General features: G+C 62.3%; 26 protein-coding genes, 1 tRNA gene and 1 pseudogene. 14 read left to right on the plus strand and 14 right to left on the minus strand.

Annotated features, from left to right (window positions below; genetic code table 11):
• Positions 1-159: 159 nt before the first annotated feature.
• Both NKH59_RS11600 and NKH59_RS11605 read right to left on the minus strand, forming a co-directional pair.
• Positions 160-300 (minus strand): DUF1127 domain-containing protein, encoded by a 141-nt coding sequence (locus tag NKH59_RS11600; protein ID WP_023678493.1) that lies wholly within the window; start codon positions 298-300, stop codon positions 160-162.
• Between the two features lie 132 nt (positions 301-432).
• A complete protein-coding gene (locus NKH59_RS11605; RefSeq protein ID WP_352471150.1) occupies positions 433-1,443 on the minus strand; it encodes an NAD(P)H-quinone oxidoreductase in 1,011 nt (336 codons plus the stop codon).
• A 124-nt stretch (positions 1,444-1,567) separates the two neighbouring features.
• On the opposite strand from NKH59_RS11605, the gene NKH59_RS11610 reads away from it, so the two are divergent.
• The 3 genes from NKH59_RS11610 (at position 1,568) to NKH59_RS11620 (ending at position 3,425) form a co-directional block, all read left to right on the plus strand.
• Entirely contained in the window at positions 1,568-1,762 is a 195-nt protein-coding gene (locus NKH59_RS11610; protein WP_023678495.1) for a DUF1192 domain-containing protein, read from the plus strand.
• A gap of 96 nt (positions 1,763-1,858) precedes the next feature.
• The gene (locus tag NKH59_RS11615; RefSeq protein ID WP_352683429.1) at positions 1,859-3,106 is read left to right on the plus strand and encodes an MFS transporter; all 1,248 of its coding nucleotides are present in this window, start codon (positions 1,859-1,861) and stop codon (positions 3,104-3,106) included.
• Between the two features lie 31 nt (positions 3,107-3,137).
• Positions 3,138-3,425 (plus strand): ArsR/SmtB family transcription factor, encoded by a 288-nt coding sequence (locus NKH59_RS11620; protein WP_023678497.1) that lies wholly within the window; start codon positions 3,138-3,140, stop codon positions 3,423-3,425.
• A gap of 143 nt (positions 3,426-3,568) precedes the next feature.
• Here the strand turns inward: NKH59_RS11620 and NKH59_RS11625 are convergent, their stop codons facing one another.
• Positions 3,569-4,225 (minus strand): glutathione S-transferase family protein, encoded by a 657-nt coding sequence (locus NKH59_RS11625; RefSeq protein ID WP_353021950.1) that lies wholly within the window; start codon positions 4,223-4,225, stop codon positions 3,569-3,571.
• Between the two features lie 59 nt (positions 4,226-4,284).
• Positions 4,285-5,136, minus strand: coding sequence for an alpha/beta fold hydrolase (locus tag NKH59_RS11630; protein WP_353021952.1), 852 nt, complete (start codon positions 5,134-5,136; stop codon positions 4,285-4,287).
• Between the two features lie 97 nt (positions 5,137-5,233).
• On the opposite strand from NKH59_RS11630, the gene NKH59_RS11635 reads away from it, so the two are divergent.
• The 3 genes and pseudogenes from NKH59_RS11635 to NKH59_RS11645 all read left to right on the plus strand — a co-directional run bounded on the left by NKH59_RS11635 (position 5,234) and on the right by NKH59_RS11645 (position 6,574).
• Positions 5,234-5,758: a winged helix-turn-helix transcriptional regulator gene (locus NKH59_RS11635; RefSeq protein ID WP_353021954.1), complete on the plus strand. Its 525-nt coding sequence runs from the start codon at positions 5,234-5,236 to the stop codon at positions 5,756-5,758.
• Between the two features lie 75 nt (positions 5,759-5,833).
• Positions 5,834-6,064: a hypothetical protein gene (locus NKH59_RS11640; protein WP_023678501.1), complete on the plus strand. Its 231-nt coding sequence runs from the start codon at positions 5,834-5,836 to the stop codon at positions 6,062-6,064.
• Positions 6,065-6,161: 97 nt separating this feature from the next.
• Positions 6,162-6,574, plus strand: a pseudogene (locus NKH59_RS11645) (GlcG/HbpS family heme-binding protein).
• Between the two features lie 10 nt (positions 6,575-6,584).
• On the opposite strand, the gene NKH59_RS11650 reads toward NKH59_RS11645, so the two are convergent.
• The 3 genes from NKH59_RS11650 to NKH59_RS11660 form a co-directional block, all read right to left on the minus strand.
• Positions 6,585-6,986 (minus strand): hypothetical protein, encoded by a 402-nt coding sequence (locus NKH59_RS11650; RefSeq protein ID WP_353021956.1) that lies wholly within the window; start codon positions 6,984-6,986, stop codon positions 6,585-6,587.
• A gap of 199 nt (positions 6,987-7,185) precedes the next feature.
• The gene (rpmF, locus tag NKH59_RS11655) at positions 7,186-7,368 is read right to left on the minus strand and encodes a 50S ribosomal protein L32 (RefSeq protein WP_006203806.1); all 183 of its coding nucleotides are present in this window, start codon (positions 7,366-7,368) and stop codon (positions 7,186-7,188) included.
• A gap of 139 nt (positions 7,369-7,507) precedes the next feature.
• Positions 7,508-8,266, minus strand: a complete 759-nt coding sequence (locus NKH59_RS11660; protein WP_353022123.1) for a biosynthetic peptidoglycan transglycosylase — start codon at positions 8,264-8,266, stop codon at positions 7,508-7,510.
• Between the two features lie 79 nt (positions 8,267-8,345).
• Between NKH59_RS11660 and NKH59_RS11665 the strand changes: the two genes are divergently transcribed.
• Positions 8,346-9,263, plus strand: coding sequence for a polyprenyl synthetase family protein (locus NKH59_RS11665; protein WP_352457948.1), 918 nt, complete (start codon positions 8,346-8,348; stop codon positions 9,261-9,263).
• Between the two features lie 169 nt (positions 9,264-9,432).
• Here the strand turns inward: NKH59_RS11665 and NKH59_RS11670 are convergent, their stop codons facing one another.
• The 3 genes from NKH59_RS11670 to tkt form a co-directional block, all read right to left on the minus strand.
• A complete protein-coding gene (locus tag NKH59_RS11670; RefSeq protein WP_353021959.1) occupies positions 9,433-11,322 on the minus strand; it encodes a potassium/proton antiporter in 1,890 nt (629 codons plus the stop codon).
• A 217-nt stretch (positions 11,323-11,539) separates the two neighbouring features.
• Positions 11,540-12,550 (minus strand): type I glyceraldehyde-3-phosphate dehydrogenase, encoded by a 1,011-nt coding sequence (gene gap / locus NKH59_RS11675; protein WP_353021962.1) that lies wholly within the window; start codon positions 12,548-12,550, stop codon positions 11,540-11,542.
• 158 nt (positions 12,551-12,708) lie between these two features.
• Entirely contained in the window at positions 12,709-14,700 is a 1,992-nt protein-coding gene (tkt, locus tag NKH59_RS11680) for a transketolase (protein ID WP_353021964.1), read from the minus strand.
• Positions 14,701-14,960: 260 nt separating this feature from the next.
• Between tkt and NKH59_RS11685 the strand changes: the two genes are divergently transcribed.
• The 4 genes from NKH59_RS11685 to NKH59_RS11700 all read left to right on the plus strand — a co-directional run bounded on the left by NKH59_RS11685 (position 14,961) and on the right by NKH59_RS11700 (position 17,460).
• The gene (locus NKH59_RS11685) at positions 14,961-15,233 is read left to right on the plus strand and encodes a DUF4164 domain-containing protein (RefSeq protein WP_006200774.1); all 273 of its coding nucleotides are present in this window, start codon (positions 14,961-14,963) and stop codon (positions 15,231-15,233) included.
• A gap of 4 nt (positions 15,234-15,237) precedes the next feature.
• Positions 15,238-15,603, plus strand: coding sequence for a cell division protein ZapA (locus NKH59_RS11690; RefSeq protein WP_254816554.1), 366 nt, complete (start codon positions 15,238-15,240; stop codon positions 15,601-15,603).
• A gap of 174 nt (positions 15,604-15,777) precedes the next feature.
• A complete protein-coding gene (locus NKH59_RS11695; RefSeq protein ID WP_023678511.1) occupies positions 15,778-16,437 on the plus strand; it encodes a peroxiredoxin in 660 nt (219 codons plus the stop codon).
• Between the two features lie 150 nt (positions 16,438-16,587).
• Positions 16,588-17,460 carry an MBL fold metallo-hydrolase gene (locus tag NKH59_RS11700; protein ID WP_352471144.1) on the plus strand — a complete coding sequence of 291 codons (873 nt, stop codon included), beginning with the start codon at positions 16,588-16,590 and terminating at the stop codon, positions 17,458-17,460.
• 182 nt (positions 17,461-17,642) lie between these two features.
• On the opposite strand, the gene NKH59_RS11705 is transcribed toward NKH59_RS11700, so the two are convergent.
• The 3 genes from NKH59_RS11705 to NKH59_RS11715 all read right to left on the minus strand — a co-directional run bounded on the left by NKH59_RS11705 (position 17,643) and on the right by NKH59_RS11715 (position 20,729).
• The gene (locus tag NKH59_RS11705; RefSeq protein WP_352471143.1) at positions 17,643-18,155 is read right to left on the minus strand and encodes a hypothetical protein; all 513 of its coding nucleotides are present in this window, start codon (positions 18,153-18,155) and stop codon (positions 17,643-17,645) included.
• A 434-nt stretch (positions 18,156-18,589) separates the two neighbouring features.
• Positions 18,590-19,501: an RNA polymerase sigma factor RpoH gene (gene rpoH / locus NKH59_RS11710; protein ID WP_023678514.1), complete on the minus strand. Its 912-nt coding sequence runs from the start codon at positions 19,499-19,501 to the stop codon at positions 18,590-18,592.
• Positions 19,502-19,688: 187 nt separating this feature from the next.
• Positions 19,689-20,729, minus strand: a complete 1,041-nt coding sequence (locus tag NKH59_RS11715; RefSeq protein WP_352613500.1) for an RluA family pseudouridine synthase — start codon at positions 20,727-20,729, stop codon at positions 19,689-19,691.
• A gap of 26 nt (positions 20,730-20,755) precedes the next feature.
• Between NKH59_RS11715 and NKH59_RS11720 the strand changes: the two genes are divergently transcribed.
• The 3 genes from NKH59_RS11720 to NKH59_RS11730 all read left to right on the plus strand — a co-directional run bounded on the left by NKH59_RS11720 (position 20,756) and on the right by NKH59_RS11730 (position 21,708).
• Entirely contained in the window at positions 20,756-21,139 is a 384-nt protein-coding gene (locus NKH59_RS11720; RefSeq protein WP_352540246.1) for a fimbrial protein, read from the plus strand.
• Positions 21,136-21,543, plus strand: a complete 408-nt coding sequence (locus NKH59_RS11725) for a VOC family protein (RefSeq protein ID WP_353021967.1) — start codon at positions 21,136-21,138, stop codon at positions 21,541-21,543. Before NKH59_RS11720 ends, NKH59_RS11725 begins: the two co-directional genes overlap by 4 nt.
• Positions 21,544-21,633: 90 nt before the next feature.
• Positions 21,634-21,708, plus strand: a tRNA-Glu gene (locus tag NKH59_RS11730).
• Between the two features lie 512 nt (positions 21,709-22,220).
• On the opposite strand, the gene NKH59_RS11735 is transcribed toward NKH59_RS11730, so the two are convergent.
• Positions 22,221-23,288 carry an adenylate/guanylate cyclase domain-containing protein gene (locus tag NKH59_RS11735; protein ID WP_353021970.1) on the minus strand — a complete coding sequence of 356 codons (1,068 nt, stop codon included), beginning with the start codon at positions 23,286-23,288 and terminating at the stop codon, positions 22,221-22,223.
• Positions 23,289-23,348 lie beyond the last annotated feature (60 nt).

Consider the following 23,348-nt stretch of genomic DNA (forward strand, 5'->3'; position numbering starts at 1 on the left):
GGCCTCCACTCCAGCCAGCATCTTGAATCACAAAACCGACTGATCCGGAATCCCCTTCGATTCCGTCAAATCAGGAACCGCTCTAAAGCTTGATCCCGAACCGCGGCTCGGCGTTGCCGAAAAGCGGCGCCCGGTCTTCGAGCGGGATCGTGCTCGAGATCAAAGCCCTTTGCGGGCGATTCTCTCGATGTCGCCGCGGTTGATGCCGAGGTCGTTGAGCTGACGAGCATTCAGCCGGTTCAGTTCGCGCACGGTTTCGTTGTACATGCGCCAGTTACGGAAAGCGCGGATCGGGTTCATGATAGTCCTCCATCGTTTTGATGCCGCGTAAATAGGCATCGGCGATGAAAAATTGAACAGACGCTTTTGCATGGCCGCAATGCGTTTGTTGCATTGCACCATTAAGCTTTCGTTCAGCCTGTTTGCGGGCCGTCAGGCGACATCGAGCACAATCTTGCCGATGTGCTCACCCTCCTCCATCCGCTCATGCGCCCGCCACGCTTCCTTGAGCGGGAAGATCGTATCCATCACCGGCGCAACCTTGCGCGTGCCGAGCAGCGGCCAAACCTGCGCCTCGAGCGCAGCCGCAACTGCCGCCTTGAACTCCACGGTGCGTGGCCTGAGCAGCGATCCTGTGTGCACGAGCCGCTTGGCCATGATCTTGAAGAAATCGGCGCTCGCCACTGCCCCGCCCTGCGTCGCGATCTGGACGATGCGGCCTTCCATGGCTGCAGCCTCATAGTTTCGCGCCACATAGTCGCCGCCGACCATGTCGAGGATGACATTGGCACCCTTGCCGCCGGTTGCCTCCTTGACTGCGGCGACGAAGTCCTCCTCGCGGTAGTTGATCGCCCGGTCGGCGCCGAGCTTGAGGCAGGCGTCGCATTTCTCCTTGCTGCCGGCGGTGGTGACGACATAGGCGCCGAAAGCGGCAGCAAGCTGGATCGCCGTGGTGCCGATACCCGACGAGCCGCCATGCACGAGCAGTGTCTCGCCGCTCTTCAGGCCGCCGCGCTCGAAGACATTGTGCCAAACAGTGAAGTAGTTTTCCGGCAGCGCCGCCGCTTCGGTGTAGGTAAAGCCGGCGGGCAGCGGCAGCACGCTGCCGGCGTGCACTCTGACATATTCGGCATAGCCGCCGCCCGCCGTCAGCGCACAGACCCGGTCGCCGACGCGCCAGCGCGATATCTCGTCACCAAGGGCAGCGACTTCGCCTGCCGCCTCCAGCCCCGGCAGATCCGACGCTCCCGGCGGTGGCGGATAGGCGCCCTTGCGCTGTTGCACGTCCGGCCGGTTGACGCCGGCGGCCCGCACCCGGATCAGGATCTCGCCGGAACCGGGAACCGGTACGTCGCGGGTTTCCGGTTTCAGCACTCGCGGCCCGCCCGGTTCCGATATGGCGATCGCCATCATCTTCGCCGGAATTTTCTGTGCGTTCGCCATGAATTTTCCCGTCGTGCTCCGCCGGTTTCTCGTGCCAGCTCTTGCCCGCCATTTGCATCCATACCCTTGCCCTATGTATGCTCATTGGCAAATCAGGCAAATGGGCAATCACGGAGGAGCGACGATGGCGATCTTCGACGACGAACCCAAGAAGAAAGCGCGCCCGCACGAGATCGGGCAGGATCTGTCGCTGCTTTCCGTCGATGAATTGTCCGAACGGATCGGCATCCTGCGCGACGAAATCGCCCGGCTGGAAGCCGAGCTCAAGACCAAGGGCTCGACCAAGTCGGCCGCAGAGGCGCTGTTTCGCCGCGGGTAGTTACTGCGGGCAATTCCAAAAGCTCGGGCACGCCGCCGAAAAGCCCGAATGCCGCTGTCTCCAGACTTGTGCCCTAAACCCCAGCCGGATTGAAAAATGTTCGCAAGCTACAGACCGATCCTCTCGCTGCTGCGCGGCACCGCGTTCCTGTTGGCGGCATCCGGACTGCACGGTCTGCTGTTGCCGCTGCGCGGCCAGGTGGAGGGCTTCTCGACGGCATCGCTCGGCCTGATGGGCACGGCTTGGGCCGGCGGCTTCGTCACCGGCTGCTTCTTTGCGCCACGCATCGTGCGCCGCGCCGGTCATGTCAGGGCTTTCGGCGCCTTTGCCGCATCGGGAGCGATCGTCGCACTGCTCACCGGCCTGATCATCGACGAATATACCTGGATCCTGCTGCGCGCCTTCACCGGCTTCACCATGGCCGGCGCCTTCATGGTCATCGAAAGCTGGCTCAACGAGAAGGCCACCAACGAAAACCGCGGCACCGTCTTCGGCCTCTACATGATGGTCACCTATGCCTCGATCATGGGCGGTCAGATGATCGTTGCCGGCGGCGATGTGAGATCGGCGTCGCTGTTCATGATCACCGGCATTCTGTTCTGCCTGTCGCTGATCCCGACGGCGGTCTCGACGGCGTCTCACCCCAAGCCGCTGCAGGACGTGTCGCTTGACGTCAAGGGGCTCTACGTCAATTCGCCGGTGTCGGCGATCGCTTGCGTGCTGATCGGCATCGCCAACGGCGCCTGGGGTACACTTGGTGCCGTCTATGGAGCGCGCATCGGCATCTCGACAGCCGAGATCGCGCTGATGATGAGCCTCGTGGTCATCGCCGGCGCCGCCATGCAGCTTCCGGCCGGGCGGCTCTCCGACACGACGGACCGTCGTTTCGTGCTGGCGGGCGCGGCCTGCGGCGCTGCGCTGTTTGCCATCGCCATCTTCCTGTTCGAACCGCGCTCCGGCGTCTTCGTCATCGTCTGCACCGCCGCCTACGGCGCCTTCGCCTACACGCTCTATTCGATCGCGGTGGCGCATGCCAATGACCATGCGCGATCGGAGGACTTCGTCAAAGTGTCGGGCGGCCTGCTGCTGCTTTATGGCTTCGGCACGATGATCGGTCCGCTGGTGGCCGCCGGCCTGATGGGCTGGATGCGCCCTGAGGGGCTGTTCCTGGCCACTGCGCTCGCGCATCTCAGCCTGGCTGGCTATACGCTGCTGCGCATCAGCCGTCGCGCGCCGGTGCCGATCGAAGGCCGCGATGCCTTCAAGACCCAGCCGGCCGATCGTTCGGTGACGCCGGAAGCGTTGCGGCTCGACCCGCGCAGAAAAGCTGAAGCCGACAGTTGAGATTCGAGGCGCTTTGCCCCACAAATAAGGCATGATGCTTTCCGACGCCTTCATGGCGATTGCCGATCCCAACCGGCGCCATCTCTTGGAAGAGCTCCGGCGCGGACCGAAGACCGTCAACGAATTGGCATCCGGCTTGCCGGTGTCCCGCCCGGCCGTTTCGCAGCACCTGAAGGTGCTGCTTGATGCGGGGTTGGTCAACGCCAAGCCGGAAGGCACCAGGCGCGTCTATACGGTCAGCAATGCCGGCTTCCTGAAGCTCAACATCTGGCTTGACCAGTTCTGGGATGCGGAGCAGCTCGGTTCACCCGGAAGCTGAGAGGCATCGTCAGCGCGTCGAGCAACTATGCAGCATCGAGCCTAGAGCAATTCCAGGAAAAGTGTGAAACGGTTTTCCGTCCGGAATTGCGCAAAAACAAAGAGATAGAGCGATTCGGCGTTTCCGTGAAACGATGAACCACTCTAGCCATTGTTGTAGGGGAAGAGCTTGAAATACGGCTGCGCTTCCTCGATCACACGGGCAACCGAGGGGCGTTGCAGCAACCGGTCGTGATAGCGCCTGACCGCAGGATATTCGTCTCCGAACGGCTCGACCTTGTTGGCGTAGAACAGCGCGGGGGCGGCAGCGCAGTCGGCCATGGTGAAGCTCGCACCCACCGCCCATGTCCTCGACCGCATGTCCTGTTCAATGATGGCGTAGGAGCTGCGCAGCTGGGCGCGGGCCTGCTCGACGCCGAACGGATCGGTCTTGCCCTCCGGCCGCAGCCGGTCGCCAACGATCTTCTGCATCGGTTCCTGGACGTAGAAGTCATAGAAGCGGTCGGCGAGCCGGGTCTGGCGAGCGAGATCGAGATCGGCGGGGATCAGTTCGACCGGCCCAGGATAATACGCGTTGAGATATTCGATGACGATCGTCGATTCCGGCACGGTCCGGTCAAGCGCTTCATCGCGCAGCACCGGCATCTTGCCGAGCGGCCACAATTTCAGAAACGCCGCGCGCGATTGTTCATTGCCGAGATCGACAACGACGGATGTGAATGGCGTGCCGTTCTCATAGAGCGCGATCAGCGGCTTCCAGCAGAAGGAGGCCAGTGGATGAAGGTGCATAATCAGGGACATTGTTGTCGTTCCTCAGGGGGGTTCGTCTCGCGGAAATTCGATGTCGAGTCGGCTCGGTACTATTTGGCCTGGCTGTGGGTGACGATGGCATCGATGATCGCGGCCCAGTCGTCGGGATGCAGCTCGTGGCCGCCGCCCTCGATCCGGACCAGTCTTGCACCGGCGACCGCGTCGGCAAGAGCGGCGCCATGCTCGGCTGGAAAGATCGGATCGTCGGTGCCGTGGACAACGAGGAGCGGAATCTTCATCTCGTCCAGCCGCCCCGTCCAGTCCTCGCCGCTCCGATCTTCGCCGCCCCTGAGCATGAAGTGATTGGTCGCGCTGAGAAAGCCGCCGGACCGGTCGTAGTCCTGTTCCACGAACGCTCTCGTCCGCGCCTCATCGAACGGATGCGCGGTGCCGGCGAGCGCACGCGCGTTTTTGACCATGAAATCGACCGCTTGGCCACGGTCAGACCAGTCGACCTTCGCGCCTTCGGCCGAATATTTCCTATAGGCCTCGGTGGTTCCGGGCAAATGCGACGTATCGATGCCCAAGGGCGAGCTGCTGATCACCGTCAGCGAAGTGACACGCGACGGGTATTTCAACGCAACGAGCTGCGCGATCATGCCGCCCATCGACATGCCGACCACGTGCGCCTTTCGGATTCCCTGGTCGTCAAGGACGCGGACGGCATCGTCCGCCATGTCGTCGAATGTATAAGGCGGCTCGCCCGGCGCGTATTTGGTCGAACGGCCGGTATCGCGATTGTCATAGCGGATCACGAAGCGACCCTCGCCGGCCAGCTTCCGGCAAAACGCTTCGGGCCACCAAAGCATGGAAGCCATCGCGCCCATGATCAACAACACCGCCGGATGGGCCGGATCGCCGAACGTCTGGGATGCGATTTCGGGGTGTTCGGCGTTTTTCATGGCTTTGCTCCCTGGGCTTCCAATCCGATTGCATTTTGCAATCAGTTGCACGATATTAAAACCGATACAATAATGCAACCGGTTTTTGGAGATTCGCATGAACATCGATCGTCGGTCCGGATGCCCCATCAACCTGTCGCTCGAAGTGTTCGGTGACCGGTGGAGCCTGATCCTCCTTCGCGACATCATCTTCGGCGGCAGACGCCACTTTCGCGAACTGCTCAACGGCTCGATGGAGGGCATCGCCTCCAACATCCTCGCCGACCGGCTGAAGCGGCTGATGGAGCTCGGCATGCTGACCAAGGCGGACGATCCCTCCCACAAGCAAAAGGCGATCTACAGCCTGACCGAAATGGCGATTACGCTGGTGCCGATCCTGGCGCATCTCGGCGCCTGGGGCCGCGTCTGGCTGCCGGTCAGCGAAGAGCTCTCTATTCGTGCCGAGCTTCTGGAAAAAGGCGGCCCGCCGATGTGGGATAAGTTCATGAACGAGTTGCGCCACGAGCATCTGGGTGCGTCTCCCGCCCCATCTGGACCCACCGTCCGCGCGACTTTGCAGGCCGGGTACGATGCGGTCGTCGCCCGCAAGGCGGCGCGAGTCGGTTGCGACCCGGCGCCATGACCAACTTATTTTCCCAATTGCGGGCTGGCTCTGCTATCAAGGGACTGAAGATAATTTACGGATTGGATAACGCTCTTGGTCGAGAACTCTAAGGACACTGCCCGTGCGCGGGCCGATTTGCGTTTCAAGAAACAGGAAGAGGCAGCCACGGTTCGCCAGAAGGCGATGGCGGAATATGTCGCCGAGAGCGACGCTCGCCAGGCCAAGACCAACAAGCTGCGGGCGCTGCGCCTCGCCAAGGAAGCGGAAGACCTGGCCAATGCGCCTCCGGCCCCGGTGAAGAAGCCTCGGGCCAAGAAGAAATAGGCCGGCGCTCCCAGAATTCATGCTTCCTTTCGCACGCGAAACAGTTCACTCGGAGTCTGTTCTGCCGGTTGATAACTGGCGCGTTCAGGAGACGGCCATGACCGCACTGACGCTCGACAAAGCCCTTGAAATCATCGCCGCCGCCTTTGCCAAGGGTGCCTAGCTCAAGCTCAGGCCGCTTGGCGTCTCGGTGCTCGACGCCGGCGCCTATCTGGTCGCGTTCCAGCGTCAGGACGGCGTCTCGTTCGTGCGTCCGCAAATGTCGGCCGGCAAGGCCTATGGCGCGCTCGCTATCGGCATGGGCTCGCGCCGGGTGGAAGCTTTCGCCAAGGAGCGCCCGCATCTGATCGCCGGCGTCTCCGACGTGTCGGGCGCGCGCGGCGTGCTGATCCGCGACAACGCCGGCACGATCATCGGCGCCATCGGTATTTCCGGCGACACGTTCGACAATGATGAAACGGCAGCCATCGCTGGCTCGAGGCGGCTGGCTTCACCGCTGACCCGGGCTGAGCCGGGATCCTTAATTCATATTGATGTCGCGGGTGGCCGACCGCATTGACACCGAAAAGCCGGCCAGCACGTCGATCAGCGCTATGATCATCAGTGTGAAGAAGACGGAATGGGCGGCGCCCTTCACCAGCAGGAACTCGACCAGATAGGCCACAAAGACGAAGGTCGACAAAAGATGGTCCATGATCGAGGCACTTGTCGTGCGCGTCGACTTCACCACTTCGACGAACAAGAAGATCAGTGCGATCAGCACGATGAGGTCGCCGAGGGTCATCGAGAACACGCCACCCGACATCATCCGGACCGAAAACATTTCGGTGGCCCACGGATCGTCGCCGCTGCCGAATATTCCCAGAAGCCCAAGATTGTAGAGGATGAAAGGCACGATCAGCAGCGGGATGGCACCGAACATGTGGCGGCTCCGGTTGGACTGATCTTTGTAGAGTGCGCCCGGCGTTCGCCGTCAAGAATTTTCGTGCGGCCGATAAACACGGACAAAGACGGCGTGAAACAACAATGTCAGGCCCGGCTGATAGATCAGTTGTCGCAAACGCAAAAAGACCGGCCAATGGCCGGTCGTTTCGCAACCCAATAAACCGTCGAAAGCTCTATCAGCTTTCCTTCGGCTCCAGAACCTGGCGACCGCGATACATGCCGGTCTTCAGGTCGATATGGTGCGGACGGCGCATCTCGCCGGAGTTCTTGTCCTCGACATAGGTCGGGGCCTTCAGTGCGTCGGCAGAACGGCGCATGCCGCGCTTCGACGGAGAGGTTTTTCGTTTCGGAACGGCCATGGATATGCTCCACTACATGGTCAAAACGCCCCGGCCGCCCTCGTGAAAGGGCCACATCAGGGGCCGGAATCTGAGAAAGTCGGGTGCCTATACACGCCCGACGGCGTTTTGGCCAGCGTCGCCGTGTTTTTTTTTGACACTATCGCAGGCAACCGCCATAGGCGCCGGCGCGGCCTGCGCGCCGTTCGATCAACGCGGCAAGCCGCCTCAGTCCCGGCCCGGGCTTCGCCGGATTGCGCACGATCGGATTCGGCAAGGTGACGGCAAGCAGCGCTGCCTGCCGGCGCGACAGCTGTTTTGCCGAGACGCCGAAATGATGCTGGGCGGCGGCCTCGATGCCGTAGATGCCCGGCCCCCATTCGGCGATGTTGAGGTAGATCTCCATGATCCGCCGTTTTGACAGCACCGCATCGAAATAGACGGCCAGCGGCAGTTCGACGACCTTACGGACCGAGCCCAACGGCCGCGACCATAGATAAAGATTCTTTACCGTCTGCATGGTGATGGTCGAGGCGCCACGTGTCATCTCGCCGGCGAGCGCATCGTCGACGACGCCGCGCAACTCGCCCAGATCGACGCCGCGATGGAAACAGAACTGCCCGTCCTCCGACATGATTACCGAATATGCCAGCACCGGCGCGACATCGTCGATGGAAACCCAGCGCCGATCGTAGCCGGAAAACGTCGCCAGGTCCTTCAGCATCAATGTCGACACCGGATGCACGAATGACGGCAGATACAGGAAGGTCAGCACCACCGGCACCAGCGCCAGCACGACGGCGACGGCAATGCCGCGCCGGACCCAGCGTTGAAGACCGATGCGGCTGCCGCGTCTCGGTCTCGCCATGTCCAACCCTTCGGTTTCGTGATCGACGATCGGTTCCGCCAAGCCACCCAGTCCGCGCTACTCCCTGCCCCCGGCATAATGGCGCTCGGCTTCTTGCGCAATGTCTGAGTGTCGGCTACCGCTCCCGACCATGACGAAAGACGACCAAATGGCGTTCGAAGCTGCACTTATTGCCCGGGCAGTTCCGCTCGAGGCGCTGCTGAGGCGGTTGCTCGACGGACGGACGCTTTCGGGCGAGGTCGCGCGGCCCGAACGCCTGATGGCGGCAATGCGACATGGCGTGCTGAACGGCGGCAAACGACTGCGTCCCTTCCTGGTCATGGAAAGTGCTGCACTGTTTTCAGCCGACGGCGAGGCGGCGCTGCGCGTCGCGGCGGCGCTCGAATGCGTGCACTGCTATTCGCTCATCCATGACGATCTGCCGGCCATGGACGACGACGATTTGCGCCGCGGCCAGCCGACCGTGCACAGGGCTTTCGATGAGGCGACCGCCATTCTTGCGGGCGACGCCTTGCTGACACTTGCCTTCGACATCCTTGCCGACGAGGCGACAATGCTGCCGGCCGAGCGCAGGGCAACGCTGGTGCTGGCACTGGCCCGCGCCGCCGGGGCGGGAAGCATGGTCGGCGGCCAGATGCTCGATCTCGAAGCCGAACAAAGCCGGCCGGACGAGGCCGGCATCATCCGGCTTCAGGCGATGAAAACCGGTGCGCTGATCCGCTTTGCCTGCGAAGCGGGCGCTATCCTTGCCGGCGCGCCGTCGGGCGACCGCGAAAGGCTGGCCGAGTTCGGCTCGGCGATCGGGCTTGCCTTTCAGCTTGCCGACGATCTGCTCGACCTGACCGCCGACGCGCATCAGATGGGCAAGGCGACCGGCAAGGATGCCGCGGCCGGCAAGGCGACGCTGGTCGCGCTGCACGGACCGGACTGGGCGCGGGGCCAGCTCCATGGCCTCGTTGACCAGGCTCATGCGTTGCTCGAACCTTTTGGCGAGCAAGCTGCGCTTCTGAAACAAGCGGCGCAGTTCGTAGCGGCCCGCAACAATTAAGCGCGCCCCTATGGCGCGCCGGAGAATTGGCGACTGATCGGCCGAACGTCCTCGCAACCGGCCGAACGGGATCATTTCCGGCGATGTCGGACCACATGGACCCGCCACACCAGTTGCCGAGCCATTCTTCAGCCTCGCGGCAGGGTTCCGCGGCTTGGGTGGACAGCGGTCAGCCTTCGCCAGTTGTCTTTTCCACCACGGGCTGCGGAACCGTTTCCATCTCGGCCGCCGCCTCGACCGCCTGCGCCTCGGCCGGCTTGCGCCGGTTGCGGATGAAGGCGGCGATGCGGTCGCGGATTTCGCCGGCACTGAGAAACACCGGAACGCGCGCCACCGGCGCGGTCGGCTCAAAGGACAGGCCAAGGCCGGTGATCCTGCCCTTGTCGTCGACGTCGCGGACGATCAGCTCGATCGGACCGAGCAGCACGCGGTCGGCATATTCGGCGTGGCCGCCGAGCCGCGTAGTGACCAGGTCGCCAATGCTGAGCTTGCGTTCCGCTTCGGTCAGGCCCGGCGCGTAGGCGGTTTCCAGTTCCTCGGCGGGGCGTGACGGATCGACGGCGAAGGCGCCGAAGAAATCCGCGTCCTCGGGATCGACCACGGCACGGCTGGCGAACAGCTTGTCGAGCAGGCGCGGATAGCGGTCCGGCACGAAGATGTAGACATGGTCGCCGGCCGCGAGCCGGCCCATATCCTGGAAGCGCATCGAGCGTCCGTCGCGCAGCACCAGCGACGGCCGCGCCCAGCGCGGAATGCGTTCGCCGCGCGCCACCGGGCTGCCAGGTGACACGCGGTAGGCGAGAAGCTCATGATGGGCGGAGCCCGGCAGTTCCAATTCGACCTTGTCGAGCGGTCCCAGGCGGGCCGGCACGATAAGGCCGAGACGGCGCGCCAGCGGCCCGACGGTCCATCCCTGGATGATCAGCGAGACCAGCACGATGATGAAGGCAGTGTTGAAGATGAGGCGGCCGTTCTCAAGACCGCCGAGCAGCGGCGTGATGGCAAGCAGGATCGACACGGCACCACGCAGGCCAACCCACGAGACGAAGGCGACTTCCGGGCGTGGCAGACGGAACGGCACCAGGCAGAGCCAGACGGCGATTGGCCGTGCCACAAATACCAGGAACAGGCCGAGCAGCACTGCCGGCACCAGGATCGCCGGAAATTGTGAAGGCGTCGCGAACAGGCCGAGGATCAGGAACATGATGATCTGCGCCAGCCACGACATGCCGTCCTGGAAGCGCTTGAGGATGGTGACGGCCCGGATATCGGAATTGCCGGCAATCAGGCCTGCGAGATAGACCGCCAGGAAGCCGGAGCCGCCGACGGCACCGGCGGCAGCGAACACCATAAGCGACAGCGTCAGCACGAAGATCGGCAGCAGGCCGTGATCGAGATTGAGGCGATCGACAAGGCGCACAATGGCCATGCCGCCGAGAATGCCGATGACCGCGCCGAGCCCCATGTTGACAAGGAAGCCGACGGCAAGATCGGTGACCAGCACCTTGGCCTCGGGGTGGGTATTGGCGGCGATGACCTCGACCAGCGTGATGGTCAGGAAGATGGCGATCGGGTCATTTGTGCCGGATTCCACCTCGAGCGTGGACCGCACGCGCTCGCGCAAATTGATCTCGCCGGCGCGCAGCAGGAAGAACACCGCCGCGGCGTCGGTCGAGGCGACGGCGGCACCGAGCAGGAAGGATTCCAGCCAGGTCAGGTCGAGCAGATAATAGGCGGCGGCGCCGAAGAGCCCGGTGGTCAAAAGGACGCCGAATGTGGCCAGCGACAGCGCCGGCCCGGCCGCCTGCCGCAAGGCGTTGAGCGGCGTGCCGAAGCCGGAATCGAAAAGGATGACCGCCAGCGCCAATGAGCCGGCAAAATAAGCAACTCGGGCATTGTCGAAATGGATGCCGAGACCGTCGGTTCCGGTGGCGAGGCCGATGCAGAGAAACAGCAGCAGGAGAGGGGCGCCGAAACGGAAGGCGATCAGGCTTGAAAACGCGGCGGCAACGACAAGTGCTGCGCCAACGAGCGTCACAAGATAGATACCATGCTCCATTCGTTGGTCGCCCCTAGTCGATATGCTCCGGCATCACGGGAGAGTGGGGCGAAGACATGGCCGCTGCAAGGCAGCAGCGTGGCTTTTTGCCCCACGCTGCCGATCGTCGAAAGTTTTGGCACCCCCGAGCAGCGGAGCGTGCCTCGGCGGTTCGTGCTGCAATGAAAAACGCCCGGACTGAGCCGGGCGTCTCCAGGTCGAGAAGCTGGCTCTGCGATCAGGCGATGGTCTTGCCGAAGGCGACGGCGGTATCGCCCATGCGGTTGGAAAAGCCCCACTCATTGTCGTACCACGACAGCACCGAAACGAAGTTGCCGTCCATGACCTTGGTCTGGTCGAGCGCCACGATCGAGGAATGCGGATCATGGTTGAAGTCGATCGAAACATTGGGGTGACGGGTAACGGCGAGGATGCCCTTCAGCTTGCCGTTCGAGGCGGCGATCACCGCGTCATTGATCTCCTGGACGCTGGTCGGCCGCTTGGCGATAAACTTGAAATCGACGAGCGAGACGTTCGGGGTCGGCACGCGGATGGAGATGCCGTCGAGCTTGCCCTTGAGTTCGGGCAGTACCAGGCCGATGGCCTTGGCAGCACCGGTCGAGGTCGGAATCTGCGACAGCGCGGCGGCGCGGGCGCGGTAGAGGTCCTTGTGCATGGTGTCCAGCGTCGGCTGGTCGCCGGTGTAGGAATGGATCGTCGTCATCATGCCCTTCTCGATGCCGACCGCCTCATTCAGCACGGCCGCCAGCGGCGCCAGGCAGTTGGTGGTGCAGGAGGCGTTTGAGATGACGATGTGGTCCTTGGTCAGCTTGTCGTGATTGATACCATAGACGACGGTGAGATCGGCGCCCTCCGCCGGAGCGGAGACGAGAACGCGCTTGGCACCGGCGGTCAGATGGGCGACGGCCTTGTCGCGGGCGGTGAAGATACCGGTGCATTCGAGCGCGATGTCGATGCCAAGCTCCTTCCAGGGCAGTTGCGTCGGATCCTTGATCGCGGTGACCTTGAATTTTTCCTTGCCGACGATGATCTGGTCGCCGTCAACCGTCACCTCATGCGGAAAGCGGCCATGCACGCTGTCGAAGCGCAGCAGATGCGCGTTGGTCTCGACCGGGCCGAGATCGTTGACCGCGACGACGTCGATATCCTTGCGGCCGGATTCATGGATGGCGCGCAGGATGTTGCGGCCGATGCGGCCGAATCCGTTGATGGCAACTCTGACGGTCATTGTTCTCTCCCTGGGAGTTGGAGGCCGAAGATCAAGTCCGCAGCTTCATAACGGCGGACGAGCAAAGAATCCAGCCGCCGAGGCGTGGATTTAAATCGATTAGTGCTCCACCGCCCGGCAAAACCGCTATGCCAGCCTTTGCCGGGCGGGGCTCACTTTCATTTGCCATGCAGACGGGCTTCCGCCGCCTTCACCGTTGCCTCGGCTGTGATGCCGAAATGCGGGTAGAGCTGTTCGATGGTGCCGGAGGCGCCGAAGCCGGTCATGCCGACAAAGATGCCGTCGGTGCCGATGAAGTGATCCCAGCCCTGACGGATGCCGGCTTCGATGGCAATCTTGAGCGGCGCATTGCCGATCGTCCTGCTGCGATAGTCGGCGCTCTGCTTGTCGAACAATTCGAAACACGGCACCGAGACGACGCGGGTCGCGTGGCCGTGCTTTTCCAAGGCCTCGCGGGCGGCCAGCGCGATCTCGACCTCGGAGCCCGACGCGAAGATCGTCACCGCCGCCTCGCCACTGGCGGCGGCAAGTTCATAGGCGCCGCGGCTGGAGAGGTTTTCCGCAACGAAGTCGTTGCGTACCGTCGGCAGGTTCTGCCGGGTCAGCGCCAATGTCGAAGGCGTCTTTTCCGACTCAATGGCCAACTGCCAGCATTCCGCGGTTTCCACCGCATCGGCGGGGCGGAAGACATTGTGGTTCGGAATGGCGCGAAGTGCTGCCAGATGCTCGACCGGCTGATGGGTCGGGCCGTCTTCGCCAAGGCCGATGGAATCATGGGTCATGACGAAGATCGAGCGGATGCCCATCAGCGAAGCAAGCCGCATCGCCGGACGGGCATAGTCGGAAAAGCACATGAAAGTGCCGCCATAGGCGATAATGCCGCCATGCAATGTCAGCCCGTTGAGCGCGGCCGCCATGCCGTGCTCGCGAACGCCGTAATGAACGTAGCGCTGGCCGTAATCGTCGGCGGTGATGTTCTTGGTCTGGCTGGTCTTGGTGTTGTTGGAGCCGGTCAAATCGGCCGAGCCGCCGATGGTTTCGGGCACGGCGCCGTTGATGACCTCCAGCGCCATTTCCGATGACTTACGGGTGGCGACCTTCGGCTTGTCGGCGACGAGCTTCTTCTTGTAATCGCCAATGACGGCGTCGAAGTTGGCCGGCAGCGTGCCACTGATGCGGCGTTCGAACTCTGCGCGCAATTTGGCATCAGCCTTGGCAAGGCGGCTTTCCCAGTCGGTGCGCGCCTTGACGCCGGTCCGCCCGGCGGTACGCCATGCGTCGAGGATATCGGCCGGAACCTCGAAGGGCGGATAATCCCAGCCGAAGAATTTTCTGGCGCCAGCGATTTCCTCGGCGCCGAGCGGCGAGCCATGCGCCTTGTTGGTGCCGGCCTTGGTCGGCGCGCCGAAGCCGATCGTCGTCTTGCAGGCGATCATCGTCGGCTTGTCGGAGTGGCGGGCCGCTTCGATGGCATAGGCGATCGCTTCCGGGTCCTGGCCGTCGATATGGCTGGCATTCCAGCCGGACGCCTGGAAGCGAGCGACCTGATCGGTGTTATCGGCGAGCGACACCGGGCCATCGATCGAGATGTTGTTGTTGTCCCAGAAGACGATCAGCTTGTTCAGCTTCAGATGCCCGGCAAGCGCGATGGCTTCCTGGGATACGCCTTCCATCAGGCAGCCGTCGCCGGCCAGCACATAGGTGTAGTGGTCGACGAGATCTTTGCCGAAAGCGGCATTCATGATGCGCTCGCCGAGCGCGAAGCCGACCGAATTGGCAAGGCCCTGGCCGAGTGGGCCGGTCGTCGTCTCGATGCCCGCGGCATGGCCGTATTCCGGGTGGCCCGCCGTCCTCGACCCCAATTGGCGGAACTGCTTGATCTGGTCGATGGTGATGTCTTCGTAGCCGGTCAGATAGAGCAGCGAGTAAAGCAGCATCGATCCGTGGCCGGCCGACAGGATAAAGCGGTCGCGGTCCGGCCAATGCGGGCTTTTCGGATCGTATTTGAGAAAGCGGGTGAACAGCACCGTGGCGATGTCGGCGCAGCCCATGGGCAGTCCGGGGTGGCCGGAATTTGCCTTCTCGACGGCGTCCATGGCGAGAAAACGGATCGCATTGGCCATCCGGTCATGTTGTTCGCGCGAGGTCATGCTTCCTCCAAAATGGGGGTTTGGGCCTTGGGAAAGCCCTTGAAAAGGGTGCGCGACACATAGCAGGCGCGGCCTTTTAGTCAACAAATCGGTGTGCTTTTGCCGGTCTTGTGATGGCCGTGCGCGACTTACATTAGCGTTAGCAGGGGACAGTCGCGACAGCTTTATTGACGTGCGGTTCACACGACGCGTAATGTTTCAGGGATAACGCGTTCTGAACGTGGATGATTCGGTGATGGGCAGGGCGCAGGACGAAAGCCATGACCGGGGAAACGACCCTCAAGGAAGTCATTGCCAGGCTGGGTAAGGCCATCGAAGGGCTGGAAAACGCCGTCGCGGCCAAGCTTGAGCATGAGCGGGACTATTCGGAAGCCGAGGCCGAAGTGCAGCGGATGAACGCCGACCGCTCGCGGCTGGCGCAGGAGCTCGACAATTCCGAGGCCCGCGCCGAACGGCTGGAAGATGCCAACAAGGAAGTGTCGCGAAGGCTGGTGACAGCTATGGAAACCATCCGCGCGGTACTGGACAGGTAGGCCAATGGCACAAGTCACGGTTTCCATCGACGGCAAGCAGTATCGGATGGCCTGCGACGAGGGCCAGGAAGAGCATCTGATCGATCTTGCCGAGCGCTTCGACCGCTATGTCTCGCATCTGAAGGATTCTTTTGGCGAGATCGGCGACCAGCGGCTGACCGTGATGGCCGGCATCATGGTCATGGACGAGCTTTCGGAACTGCAGAAGCGGGTCAAGGGCATGGAAAGCGAAGTGCTGACGCTGCGCAAGACGCGCGACGACGCACTGACCAAGGCCGACAAGAACGATTCCGTGCTGACCGGGGCGCTCGGCGCACTGGCCCAGCGCATGGAAGACCTGGCGACGACGTTGGCAGTGAACAAGGCCTGAACCAGCGCAGCGAAAATTCCTGCTGCATTTGCCGAGAAGCAATGAAAATATTTCGCCGCCGGCCTTGATGCGGCGCAACAGGCGTTTGAAGGATGACGCCGGAGTGATAGAAAGGCAAAAGCAGCGCCGGCCAACGCCGGCTGCGATCTGCACGCACAGGGTAAGGGACACGTCATGAGCCTTCGCATCAACGATATCGCACCGGACTTCACCGCTGAGACCACGCAAGGACCGATCAGCTTCCATGAATGGATCGGCGATGGCTGGGCGGTATTGTTCAGCCATCCGAAGAACTTTACGCCGGTTTGCACGACCGAACTCGGCACAATGGCCGGGCTCGAAGGCGAGTTCAGGAAGCGCAACGTCAAGATCATCGGCATCTCGGTCGATCCCGTCCAAAGCCATGAAAAGTGGCAGAACGACATCAAGACCGCGACCGGTCATTCGGTGAACTACCCGCTGATCGGCGACAAGGATCTCAAGGTCGCCAAGCTTTACGAGATGCTGCCGGCGGGTGCCGGCGAGAGCTCGGAAGGCCGCACGCCCGCCGACAATGCCACGGTGCGTTCGGTTTACGTCATCGGGCCCGACAAGAAGATCAAGCTGGTTCTCACCTACCCGATGACGACGGGCCGCAACTTCGACGAAATCCTGCGCGCCATCGATTCCATGCAGCTGACCGCCAAGCACCAGGTGGCGACGCCGGCGAACTGGAAGCAGGGCGAGGACGTCATCATCACCGCTGCCGTCTCGAATGAGGATGCCATCAAGCGCTTCGGCGCCTATGAGACGATCCTGCCATATCTCAGGAAAACCAAGCAGCCTTCCGCCTGAGCAGGCAGAGGCGGCACAGAGAGTTTTCGGTTTTCCTGGCCGTGTGAGCATGGGGTGCTTGACGATGCCTGGTTGACGGACAACCATGCCTTTAATTTGCCGTGGCAGAGAAAATCCTTCCTGCCGTGGTGAGGGGCGAAGGAGGCTGGATTGGACGCATTATCGGCCAGGTCGCAGGTCACCGGCTTCTATGACAAGCCGAGCGGGTCCGTCCAGTATGTGGTCGCCGACATGGCGACCCGCAAATGCGCCATCATCGATCCGGTGCTCGACTTCGACGAAAGGTCCGGTGCAACGGCAACGAAAAACGCCGACGCCCTGCTCGACTTCGTCAGGGAAAGCGGGCTGGAGGTCGAGTGGATCCTCGACACGCATCCGCATGCGGATCATTTCTCCGCCGCCCATTATCTGAGGGGGAGAACCGGAGCGCCGACGGCAATCGGCGAGAAGGTCATCGACGTCCAGAAATTGTGGAAGGTGATCTACAACTGGCCGGAATTCCCCGCCGACGGTTCGCAATGGGACAGGCTGTTCGCCAACGGCGCAACTTTTTCGGTCGGCGGCATTGCGGCAAGAGTGCTGTTCTCGCCGGGCCACACACTGGCCTCGATCACTTACGTCATTGGCGACGCCGCCTTCATCCACGACACGCTGTTCATGCCGGACAGCGGCACCGCAAGGACAGACTTTCCGGGCGGCAGTGCCGAGCGGCTCTGGCGTTCGATCGAGGACATCCTGGCGCTGCCGGACGAGACACGTCTGTTCGTCGGTCACGACTACCAGCCGGGCGGTCGCGAAGCGCGGTGGGAAAGCACGGTCGCGGAGCAGAAAGCCGGCAACATCCATGTTGCCGGCTGCAAGACGGAAGCCGACTTCGTCGCGCTCCGCCAAGCCCGCGACAGGACGTTGCCGATGCCGCGGCTGATCCTGCACGCGCTGCAGGTCAATATGAATGGCGGACGCCTGCCGGAACCGGAATCCAACGGGCAGCGCTATCTGAAGTTTCCGCTCGATTGCCTGTGAGAGGATGGGTCGCTGGCACTACAATGCCATTCAGACTCGGCGCCGCCCTCATCGTTCCGCGATGGTCATCCAAGCTATTGATCCTGATTCGATTTTTGCGATGTTTGAATCCGATAGGTCTATGCGGGACGACGGTGGCGGCAGCCGGATGAGGAGCAGCGCAGACGCCAGCCAGTCGAGCGTCAGGGTTTTGTTCGGCGGGCTAAATGTTCATACGTGATTTGCCAAGGATCGCTCTCGGAAGATCTTTCCTCGCCGATCCAATGGAAGCTGGTGGCAGTGATCTCGGTGAAACGCCATCGAGTTTGCAGACCGCGCGAGTCATTGCCGAGCTGGACAATGTCCTTACCCTCGGCCCGCCCGATCTGGCGCGAGTGATCCCGGTTGAGCGGGTCGTTCCATATGATATGCCAGCCATCGATCCCAGGGTCGAAGATGCGCAAGGTTGTGCCATACATCGCGGACGGAGCAGGGCGCTTGGGCCTGATCCAAACGTCCTGAATCGCGCGGCCTTCGAGCACCCAGCCAAAATGGCATTCGCCATCCCATTTCTGGATTGTGCCGTCGTCGAGGTAGTGGACCGAGTCCATCTCCCAGCTTCCAATTAGCCATCCATACAGGGCCATGTCTTTCGCTCGATCGGCTGGCGGACCGTCGGATCCGAGGGCGGCCAGAAACGGAGAAATCGTCATCATCACACTTCCTTTCGTTTCCAATAGACGAACTCAACTGCCCGACGGACCGTTGTCGCGCCCGCCTGCCGCAAGCGCCGGGTTGTGGAATGCCGCGGTCGGCGCCGCAACATTGCCGCCACAGCTTGCAGCCTTGCGGTTTTCAGGGCTTGGGGAAAATTGCGACAATGCCGCTATCAATGAGATCGTCTGGGGACGCCTGGCAAGGCTACTGAGCAGTTAGGGCGACGGATCGGACATCCGCGAAGGCGCCGCGGAACCGGCAACCCGCTAATGCATGTCGCGCAAAAGTGTGCAGCGGTTTTGCGATAACGACATGCATAAAAACAAGAATCTAAAGCGCGCCGCACAAGGCCGGCCCGAACGCGACGCGCTTTAGAAAAAAACGGCGGCGCCAGTTACCTGACGCCGCCGTTATTTGTTTCTACCGGAAGGCCTTACGCCGCCGGCTGCGCCTCGATGGTGCGCAGCGCCTGCGTCTGGCGCTTGGCTGCGGCCTTGACCGCGTCCTGCACCTTCTCGAAGGCGCGCACCTCGATCTGGCGCACGCGCTCGCGGCTGATATCGAACTCGGCCGACAGCTCTTCAAGCGTCAACGGCTCATCGGCGAGGCGGCGCGCCTCGAAGATGCGGCGTTCGCGGTCGTTGAGCACGGCAAGAGCGCCCGACAGCATGCCGCGCCGGTTTTCCAACTCGTCCTGCTCGATCAGCATCTCTTCCTGGCTTTCGTGGTCGTCGACCAGCCAGTCCTGCCATTCGCCGGACTCGCCTTCACTGGCCCGGATGGGCGCATTGAGCGAGGCGTCGCCCGACAGGCGGCGGTTCATCGACACGACTTCCGCTTCCGAGACGTTCAGCCGGGTGGCAATCTCGGTGATCTGATCGGGCTTCAAATCGCCTTCGTCGAGCGCCTGGATCTTGCCCTTCACCTTGCGCAGGTTGAAGAACAGGCGCTTCTGGTTGGCGGTGGTGCCCATCTTGACCAGGCTCCACGAGCGCAGGATGTATTCCTGGATCGAGGCCTTGATCCACCACATCGCATAGGTGGCGAGACGGAAGCCGCGCTCCGGTTCGAATTTCTTGACGGCCTGCATCAGGCCGACATTGCCTTCCGAGATCACCTCGCCGATCGGCAGGCCATAGCCGCGATAGCCCATGGCGATCTTGGCGACGAGCCGAAGGTGGCTGGTGACGAGCTTGTGCGCAGCTGTGGTGTCCTCATGCTCGGCATAGCGCTTGGCGAGCATGTACTCTTCCTGCGGCTGAAGCATCGGAAAGCGGCGGATTTCTTCCAGGTAGCGGCTGAGACCGCCTTCGCCGGAAACGATACTGGGTAATGACTGGGCCATGATAGCGCCCCCTCTCTATTGGAGTGATGCCCCCGAAACGCGGCGGGCATGTGGCGCGAATGCCAAAGGCACATTCGCGCCAACCGACATATATAGGAACAAAACCAGAAAGACAGGCATTTGTTCAACACGAAACAGTGTGTCACGTTGAAGTGAACAACGCCGGTCAGGTTTTCAGGTGGTTGGTTCAGAGCTTGCGGAAGCCGTCGACGAGTTCCTCCATGTCCCACGGTATCGGTGCTTCGAACCTCATCGTTAGATGGGTATCGGGATGCCGAAATGCAAGGAGGCGGGCGTGCAAAGCTTGTCGCGGAAACGCCTTTACCTTGCTTCTTAGCGGCTCGGGCAACCGATTGGCCTTGGTGCGGAAAGCCTGGCCGTATTCGGGGTCGCCAATCACCGGATGGCCGATATGGGCCATGTGGACGCGTATCTGGTGAGTGCGACCGGTTTCCAGCCGGCATTCGACCAGGCTCGCCGTGGCGAATTCCTGCTGCTGCTCGCCAAAGCGCTCAACGACGATGAAATGCGTGACGGCGTGGCGGGCATCGTCGCGGCCTTGCGGCACCACGGCGCGGCGTACCCGGTCGGCGGCGCGGCCGAGCGGCGCGTCGACCGTCCCGGTCGGCCTTGCCGGTATGCCCCAGACCAACGCCAGATAGGCCCGCTCGAGATCGCCGGTCAGGCCGTGGTCGGCAAAGGCCTCCGACAACGCCTTGTGGGCGCGATCGGTCTTGGCGACGACCATGACGCCGCTGGTCTCCTTGTCGAGGCGATGGACGATGCCCGGCCGTCTCACCCCGCCGATGCCAGACAGGCTGTCGCCGCAATGATGGATCAGCGCGTTGACCAGCGTGCCGGTCCAGTTGCCGGCGCCGGGATGCACGACCAGCCCGGCCGGCTTGTTGATGACGATCAGCTCGCTGTCCTCGTAGAGGACGTCCAGCGCAATATCTTCGCCTTGCGGCGCCGCTGGTTCCGGCTCCGGCATATCAACCGACACGCTGTCACCTTGCGCCATCTTGCGCTTCGTTTCGCTGGCTGGCTTGCCGCCGATCCTGACGGCGCCCTGCTTTATCAGCATCTGTACCCGGCTGCGCGACATGTCGGGGCCGAGCCTGGCCGCCAGCCATTGGTCGAGCCGCTGGCCGGCCGCATCAGCGCCCGCCTCCAGGACGATCGGTCCGGCCCCTATTAATTGTCTGACCACTTCGTTATGAGCGCTCATCGAAAACAGTTCCGGAATCTGCTGCCATGGCCCGGCCGCTTGCCGACGAAGACGAGGAAAAGCCGCTCGACCCCGAGGTCGAAAAGGTGCGGAGGAAGCTCGTCCGCTTCGTCGCCATCAATCTCGGCCTGCTGTTCCTCGCCCTTATGGTGGTGATCGCGGCACTTGTCTACAAAGCGCGCAACGCGCCGCCTGCCGCCCCTCCGCTAAGCAGCGACATCCAGGTGCCGATCGGCGAGACGGTCAACGGCGACATCGTGCTGCCGGTCGGCGCCAGGGTGATCAGCCAATCGCTGTCCGGCAATCACCTGTCGATCGACGCAGAGCTGCCCGACGGCAGCCGCGCCATCTTCGTCTATGACATCACCGAGCGCCGCATCGTTGGCCATTTTTCGATCAGGAACAAATGACCGGTTTTGCCGAACACCGCAGCATTGCCACGGTCGCGCTTGTCGTCGCAAATTATGACGAGGCGATCTCGTGGTATGTCGACCGGCTGGGTTTTGTCCTCACCGAAGATGTCGATCTCGGCGGCGGCAAACGCTGGGTCACGATCACGCCGCGCAACGGGCAGGGTGCGCGCCTGCTTCTCGCCGAGGCATCCGGCGATGCGCAAAGGCACGCCATCGGCAGCCGGACCGGCGGCCGGGTCTTTTTGTTCCTCGAAACCGACGATTTTGCCCGCGACTATGCGCTGATGCTCGAAAAGGGCGTTGAGTTCCGTGAGGCGCCCCGGCACGAGACCTATGGCACTGTGGCGGTTTTCGCAGATCTCTATGGGAATCTCTGGGACCTGATCGAGCCAAAACGCTAGGCTTGCAGCGGATACTTCACCGGCGCGATCGGCAGCCTTAAGCCTAGTTGCTTTTTGCCAGCCGTCAGCCTATATCGCCGGTTCTTGAACGCGCCCATCGTCTAGCGGTCAGGACACCGCCCTCTCACGGCGGGAACAGGGGTTCGATTCCCCTTGGGCGTACCAAGTCTCTCCAAGCTCTCGGCAAACCATCAATCCGATCCATCGCCTTGGGTCGCGGCGGGTTTGGCTCATTGCCGCTTCTGGTGAAGCGGAGCCGATTGCATTAGCATTGCATCGTGGGTCTTGAGGCACAGCGTTAGCGGCGCGCAGAACGTCGCGCTGAACAGGGCAGTCGATGCCACGCGGGGAGGAGCCAGATACAGAAACTACAATCACAAGGCGTCCATCACGCTGGTCGGCACTGCCTGGAGCCGACCTGAGCTACAGCTGCCGGCGGCGGATCGTTTTGGCGAACTCGGCGAAGGCGCCTCTCCCTCGAAGGGTGGATGCCGGGAAGGCCCTTAGCACCGGCCAGCGAAAGCGGCGCGCGACGCGCATGGCTGGGCTCTAAACGCGCCATACTCCAGTTGCAGTATCGTAGCTTCTTTGCCGTTCGAATTTCTCTCAGTCATGGCTTCGCACGATACCAAGATATGCTGCGAACGACACATCCACGGCGGGCTCAACCATTCGATCTATTCCGGCAAGCCGAAAAGTGTTTGCGCGCCTGCTATTCCTCCGAGCGGATGACTGCCCATGGCGATCATCCGCTCGGTAGTTTCTGCCTCGAACACTGTCGACGCGAGCACCGTCCGTCCCAAAGGCTTGCACAGCCCTTCGATGCGGCTGACAAGATTTACAGCCTTGCCGATCGCGGTGAAGTCCAACCTGCCGGCAGTGCCGATATTCCCCCAGAGTATCTCGCCGACATGCAGGCCAATGCCATATCCGAGCTCAGGGCCGCCATTGCGGCGCCGAGTTTGGTTGAGATGATCTATCCCGGCGCGCGTGGCCTTCACGGCGCGTACCGCCGCGTCACATGCGGCATTTGCATCGCGCTCGCCAATCGGGAAAATCGCGAGGACGCCATCACCTATAAACTTGAGAACCTCACCACCAAATGCGTGCACCGCGCCGGCGACGCAATCGAACCAGGCATCAAGTACCAATACGATCTCGTCTGCATCATGAACCTCGGATAGATCGGTGAAACCTCGAAGGTCCGCGCACAGAAGCGCAGCCCGTATCGTCTCTCCCTTTACTCGACGAGAATGACCGTTGAGCACATGTGCTGCACTGCGCTTTCCCAAATATGCCTCGAGCAATGCGCGTTTCGCGGACCGTTCTGCGAGTGCGGTCATCGGAGCCGCAGCAAACCGGGAGATTTGCCGCAGCAGCTCTGACTGCGCCTCATCCGGAGTATGATCGAACGCCCACACCAAAGTCGGTGCGACACCGCCCGCTCGCTCGTCGAACACGATCGCCCGCGTCGTGCCAAGCCACTCCCGCAGCACGAGCCGGGGATCGGCATTCTGGCGGTCGGCGCCTATCCCCAAAGCCTTGACCACTTCACCCCCAGGCGCTCGCCAGAGCCAGATGCGGCGTGAGATAATCGGGTCGGGAGCATCCTGCGCCAGCGCGCCGGCGATGATCGGCAAGCCGTCTTCCATCAAATGCGTTGAGAGCTGCAATAGAAGTCGCCCACCGTCGCCAATATGCGCGGCGTCGTCCAGAAGGAATGAAAGCGACTTTGCGAGAAGCATCGGTAGAGGGTCACTCGGCACCGGCTTATGCTTACGCCTCGAACATCTTCTTGCAACTCC

Origin of the sequence: Mesorhizobium sp. M0998 (assembly GCF_040318885.1) — a bacterium.
Classification (GTDB): Bacteria; Pseudomonadota; Alphaproteobacteria; order Rhizobiales; family Rhizobiaceae; genus Mesorhizobium.

Excerpts from the sequence above, each read along its gene's own strand:
- NKH59_RS11610 (WP_023678495.1), top strand. The coding sequence starts at position 1,568 with ATGGCGATCTTCGACGACGAACCCAAGAAGAAAGCGCGCCCGCACGAG.
- NKH59_RS11715 (WP_352613500.1), bottom strand. The coding sequence starts at position 20,729 with ATGAGCGCTCATAACGAAGTGGTCAGACAATTAATAGGGGCCGGACCG.
- rpoH (WP_023678514.1), bottom strand. The coding sequence starts at position 19,501 with ATGGCCCAGTCATTACCCAGTATCGTTTCCGGCGAAGGCGGTCTCAGC.
- NKH59_RS11630 (WP_353021952.1), bottom strand. The coding sequence starts at position 5,136 with ATGAAAAACGCCGAACACCCCGAAATCGCATCCCAGACGTTCGGCGAT.
- NKH59_RS11600 (WP_023678493.1), bottom strand. The coding sequence starts at position 300 with ATGAACCCGATCCGCGCTTTCCGTAACTGGCGCATGTACAACGAAACC.
- tkt (WP_353021964.1), bottom strand. The coding sequence starts at position 14,700 with ATGACCTCGCGCGAACAACATGACCGGATGGCCAATGCGATCCGTTTT.
- NKH59_RS11625 (WP_353021950.1), bottom strand. The coding sequence starts at position 4,225 with ATGTCCCTGATTATGCACCTTCATCCACTGGCCTCCTTCTGCTGGAAG.
- NKH59_RS11705 (WP_352471143.1), bottom strand. The coding sequence starts at position 18,155 with ATGATGACGATTTCTCCGTTTCTGGCCGCCCTCGGATCCGACGGTCCG.
- rpmF (WP_006203806.1), bottom strand. The coding sequence starts at position 7,368 with ATGGCCGTTCCGAAACGAAAAACCTCTCCGTCGAAGCGCGGCATGCGC.
- NKH59_RS11605 (WP_352471150.1), bottom strand. The coding sequence starts at position 1,443 with ATGGCGAACGCACAGAAAATTCCGGCGAAGATGATGGCGATCGCCATA.
- NKH59_RS11635 (WP_353021954.1), top strand. The coding sequence starts at position 5,234 with ATGAACATCGATCGTCGGTCCGGATGCCCCATCAACCTGTCGCTCGAA.
- NKH59_RS11620 (WP_023678497.1), top strand. The coding sequence starts at position 3,138 with ATGATGCTTTCCGACGCCTTCATGGCGATTGCCGATCCCAACCGGCGC.
- NKH59_RS11690 (WP_254816554.1), top strand. The coding sequence starts at position 15,238 with ATGGCACAAGTCACGGTTTCCATCGACGGCAAGCAGTATCGGATGGCC.
- NKH59_RS11670 (WP_353021959.1), bottom strand. The coding sequence starts at position 11,322 with ATGGAGCATGGTATCTATCTTGTGACGCTCGTTGGCGCAGCACTTGTC.
- gap (WP_353021962.1), bottom strand. The coding sequence starts at position 12,550 with ATGACCGTCAGAGTTGCCATCAACGGATTCGGCCGCATCGGCCGCAAC.
- NKH59_RS11665 (WP_352457948.1), top strand. The coding sequence starts at position 8,346 with ATGACGAAAGACGACCAAATGGCGTTCGAAGCTGCACTTATTGCCCGG.
- NKH59_RS11650 (WP_353021956.1), bottom strand. The coding sequence starts at position 6,986 with ATGTTCGGTGCCATCCCGCTGCTGATCGTGCCTTTCATCCTCTACAAT.
- NKH59_RS11725 (WP_353021967.1), top strand. The coding sequence starts at position 21,136 with ATGACCGGTTTTGCCGAACACCGCAGCATTGCCACGGTCGCGCTTGTC.
- NKH59_RS11615 (WP_352683429.1), top strand. The coding sequence starts at position 1,859 with ATGTTCGCAAGCTACAGACCGATCCTCTCGCTGCTGCGCGGCACCGCG.
- NKH59_RS11735 (WP_353021970.1), bottom strand. The coding sequence starts at position 23,288 with ATGCTTCTCGCAAAGTCGCTTTCATTCCTTCTGGACGACGCCGCGCAT.
- NKH59_RS11720 (WP_352540246.1), top strand. The coding sequence starts at position 20,756 with ATGGCCCGGCCGCTTGCCGACGAAGACGAGGAAAAGCCGCTCGACCCC.
- NKH59_RS11685 (WP_006200774.1), top strand. The coding sequence starts at position 14,961 with ATGACCGGGGAAACGACCCTCAAGGAAGTCATTGCCAGGCTGGGTAAG.
- NKH59_RS11695 (WP_023678511.1), top strand. The coding sequence starts at position 15,778 with ATGAGCCTTCGCATCAACGATATCGCACCGGACTTCACCGCTGAGACC.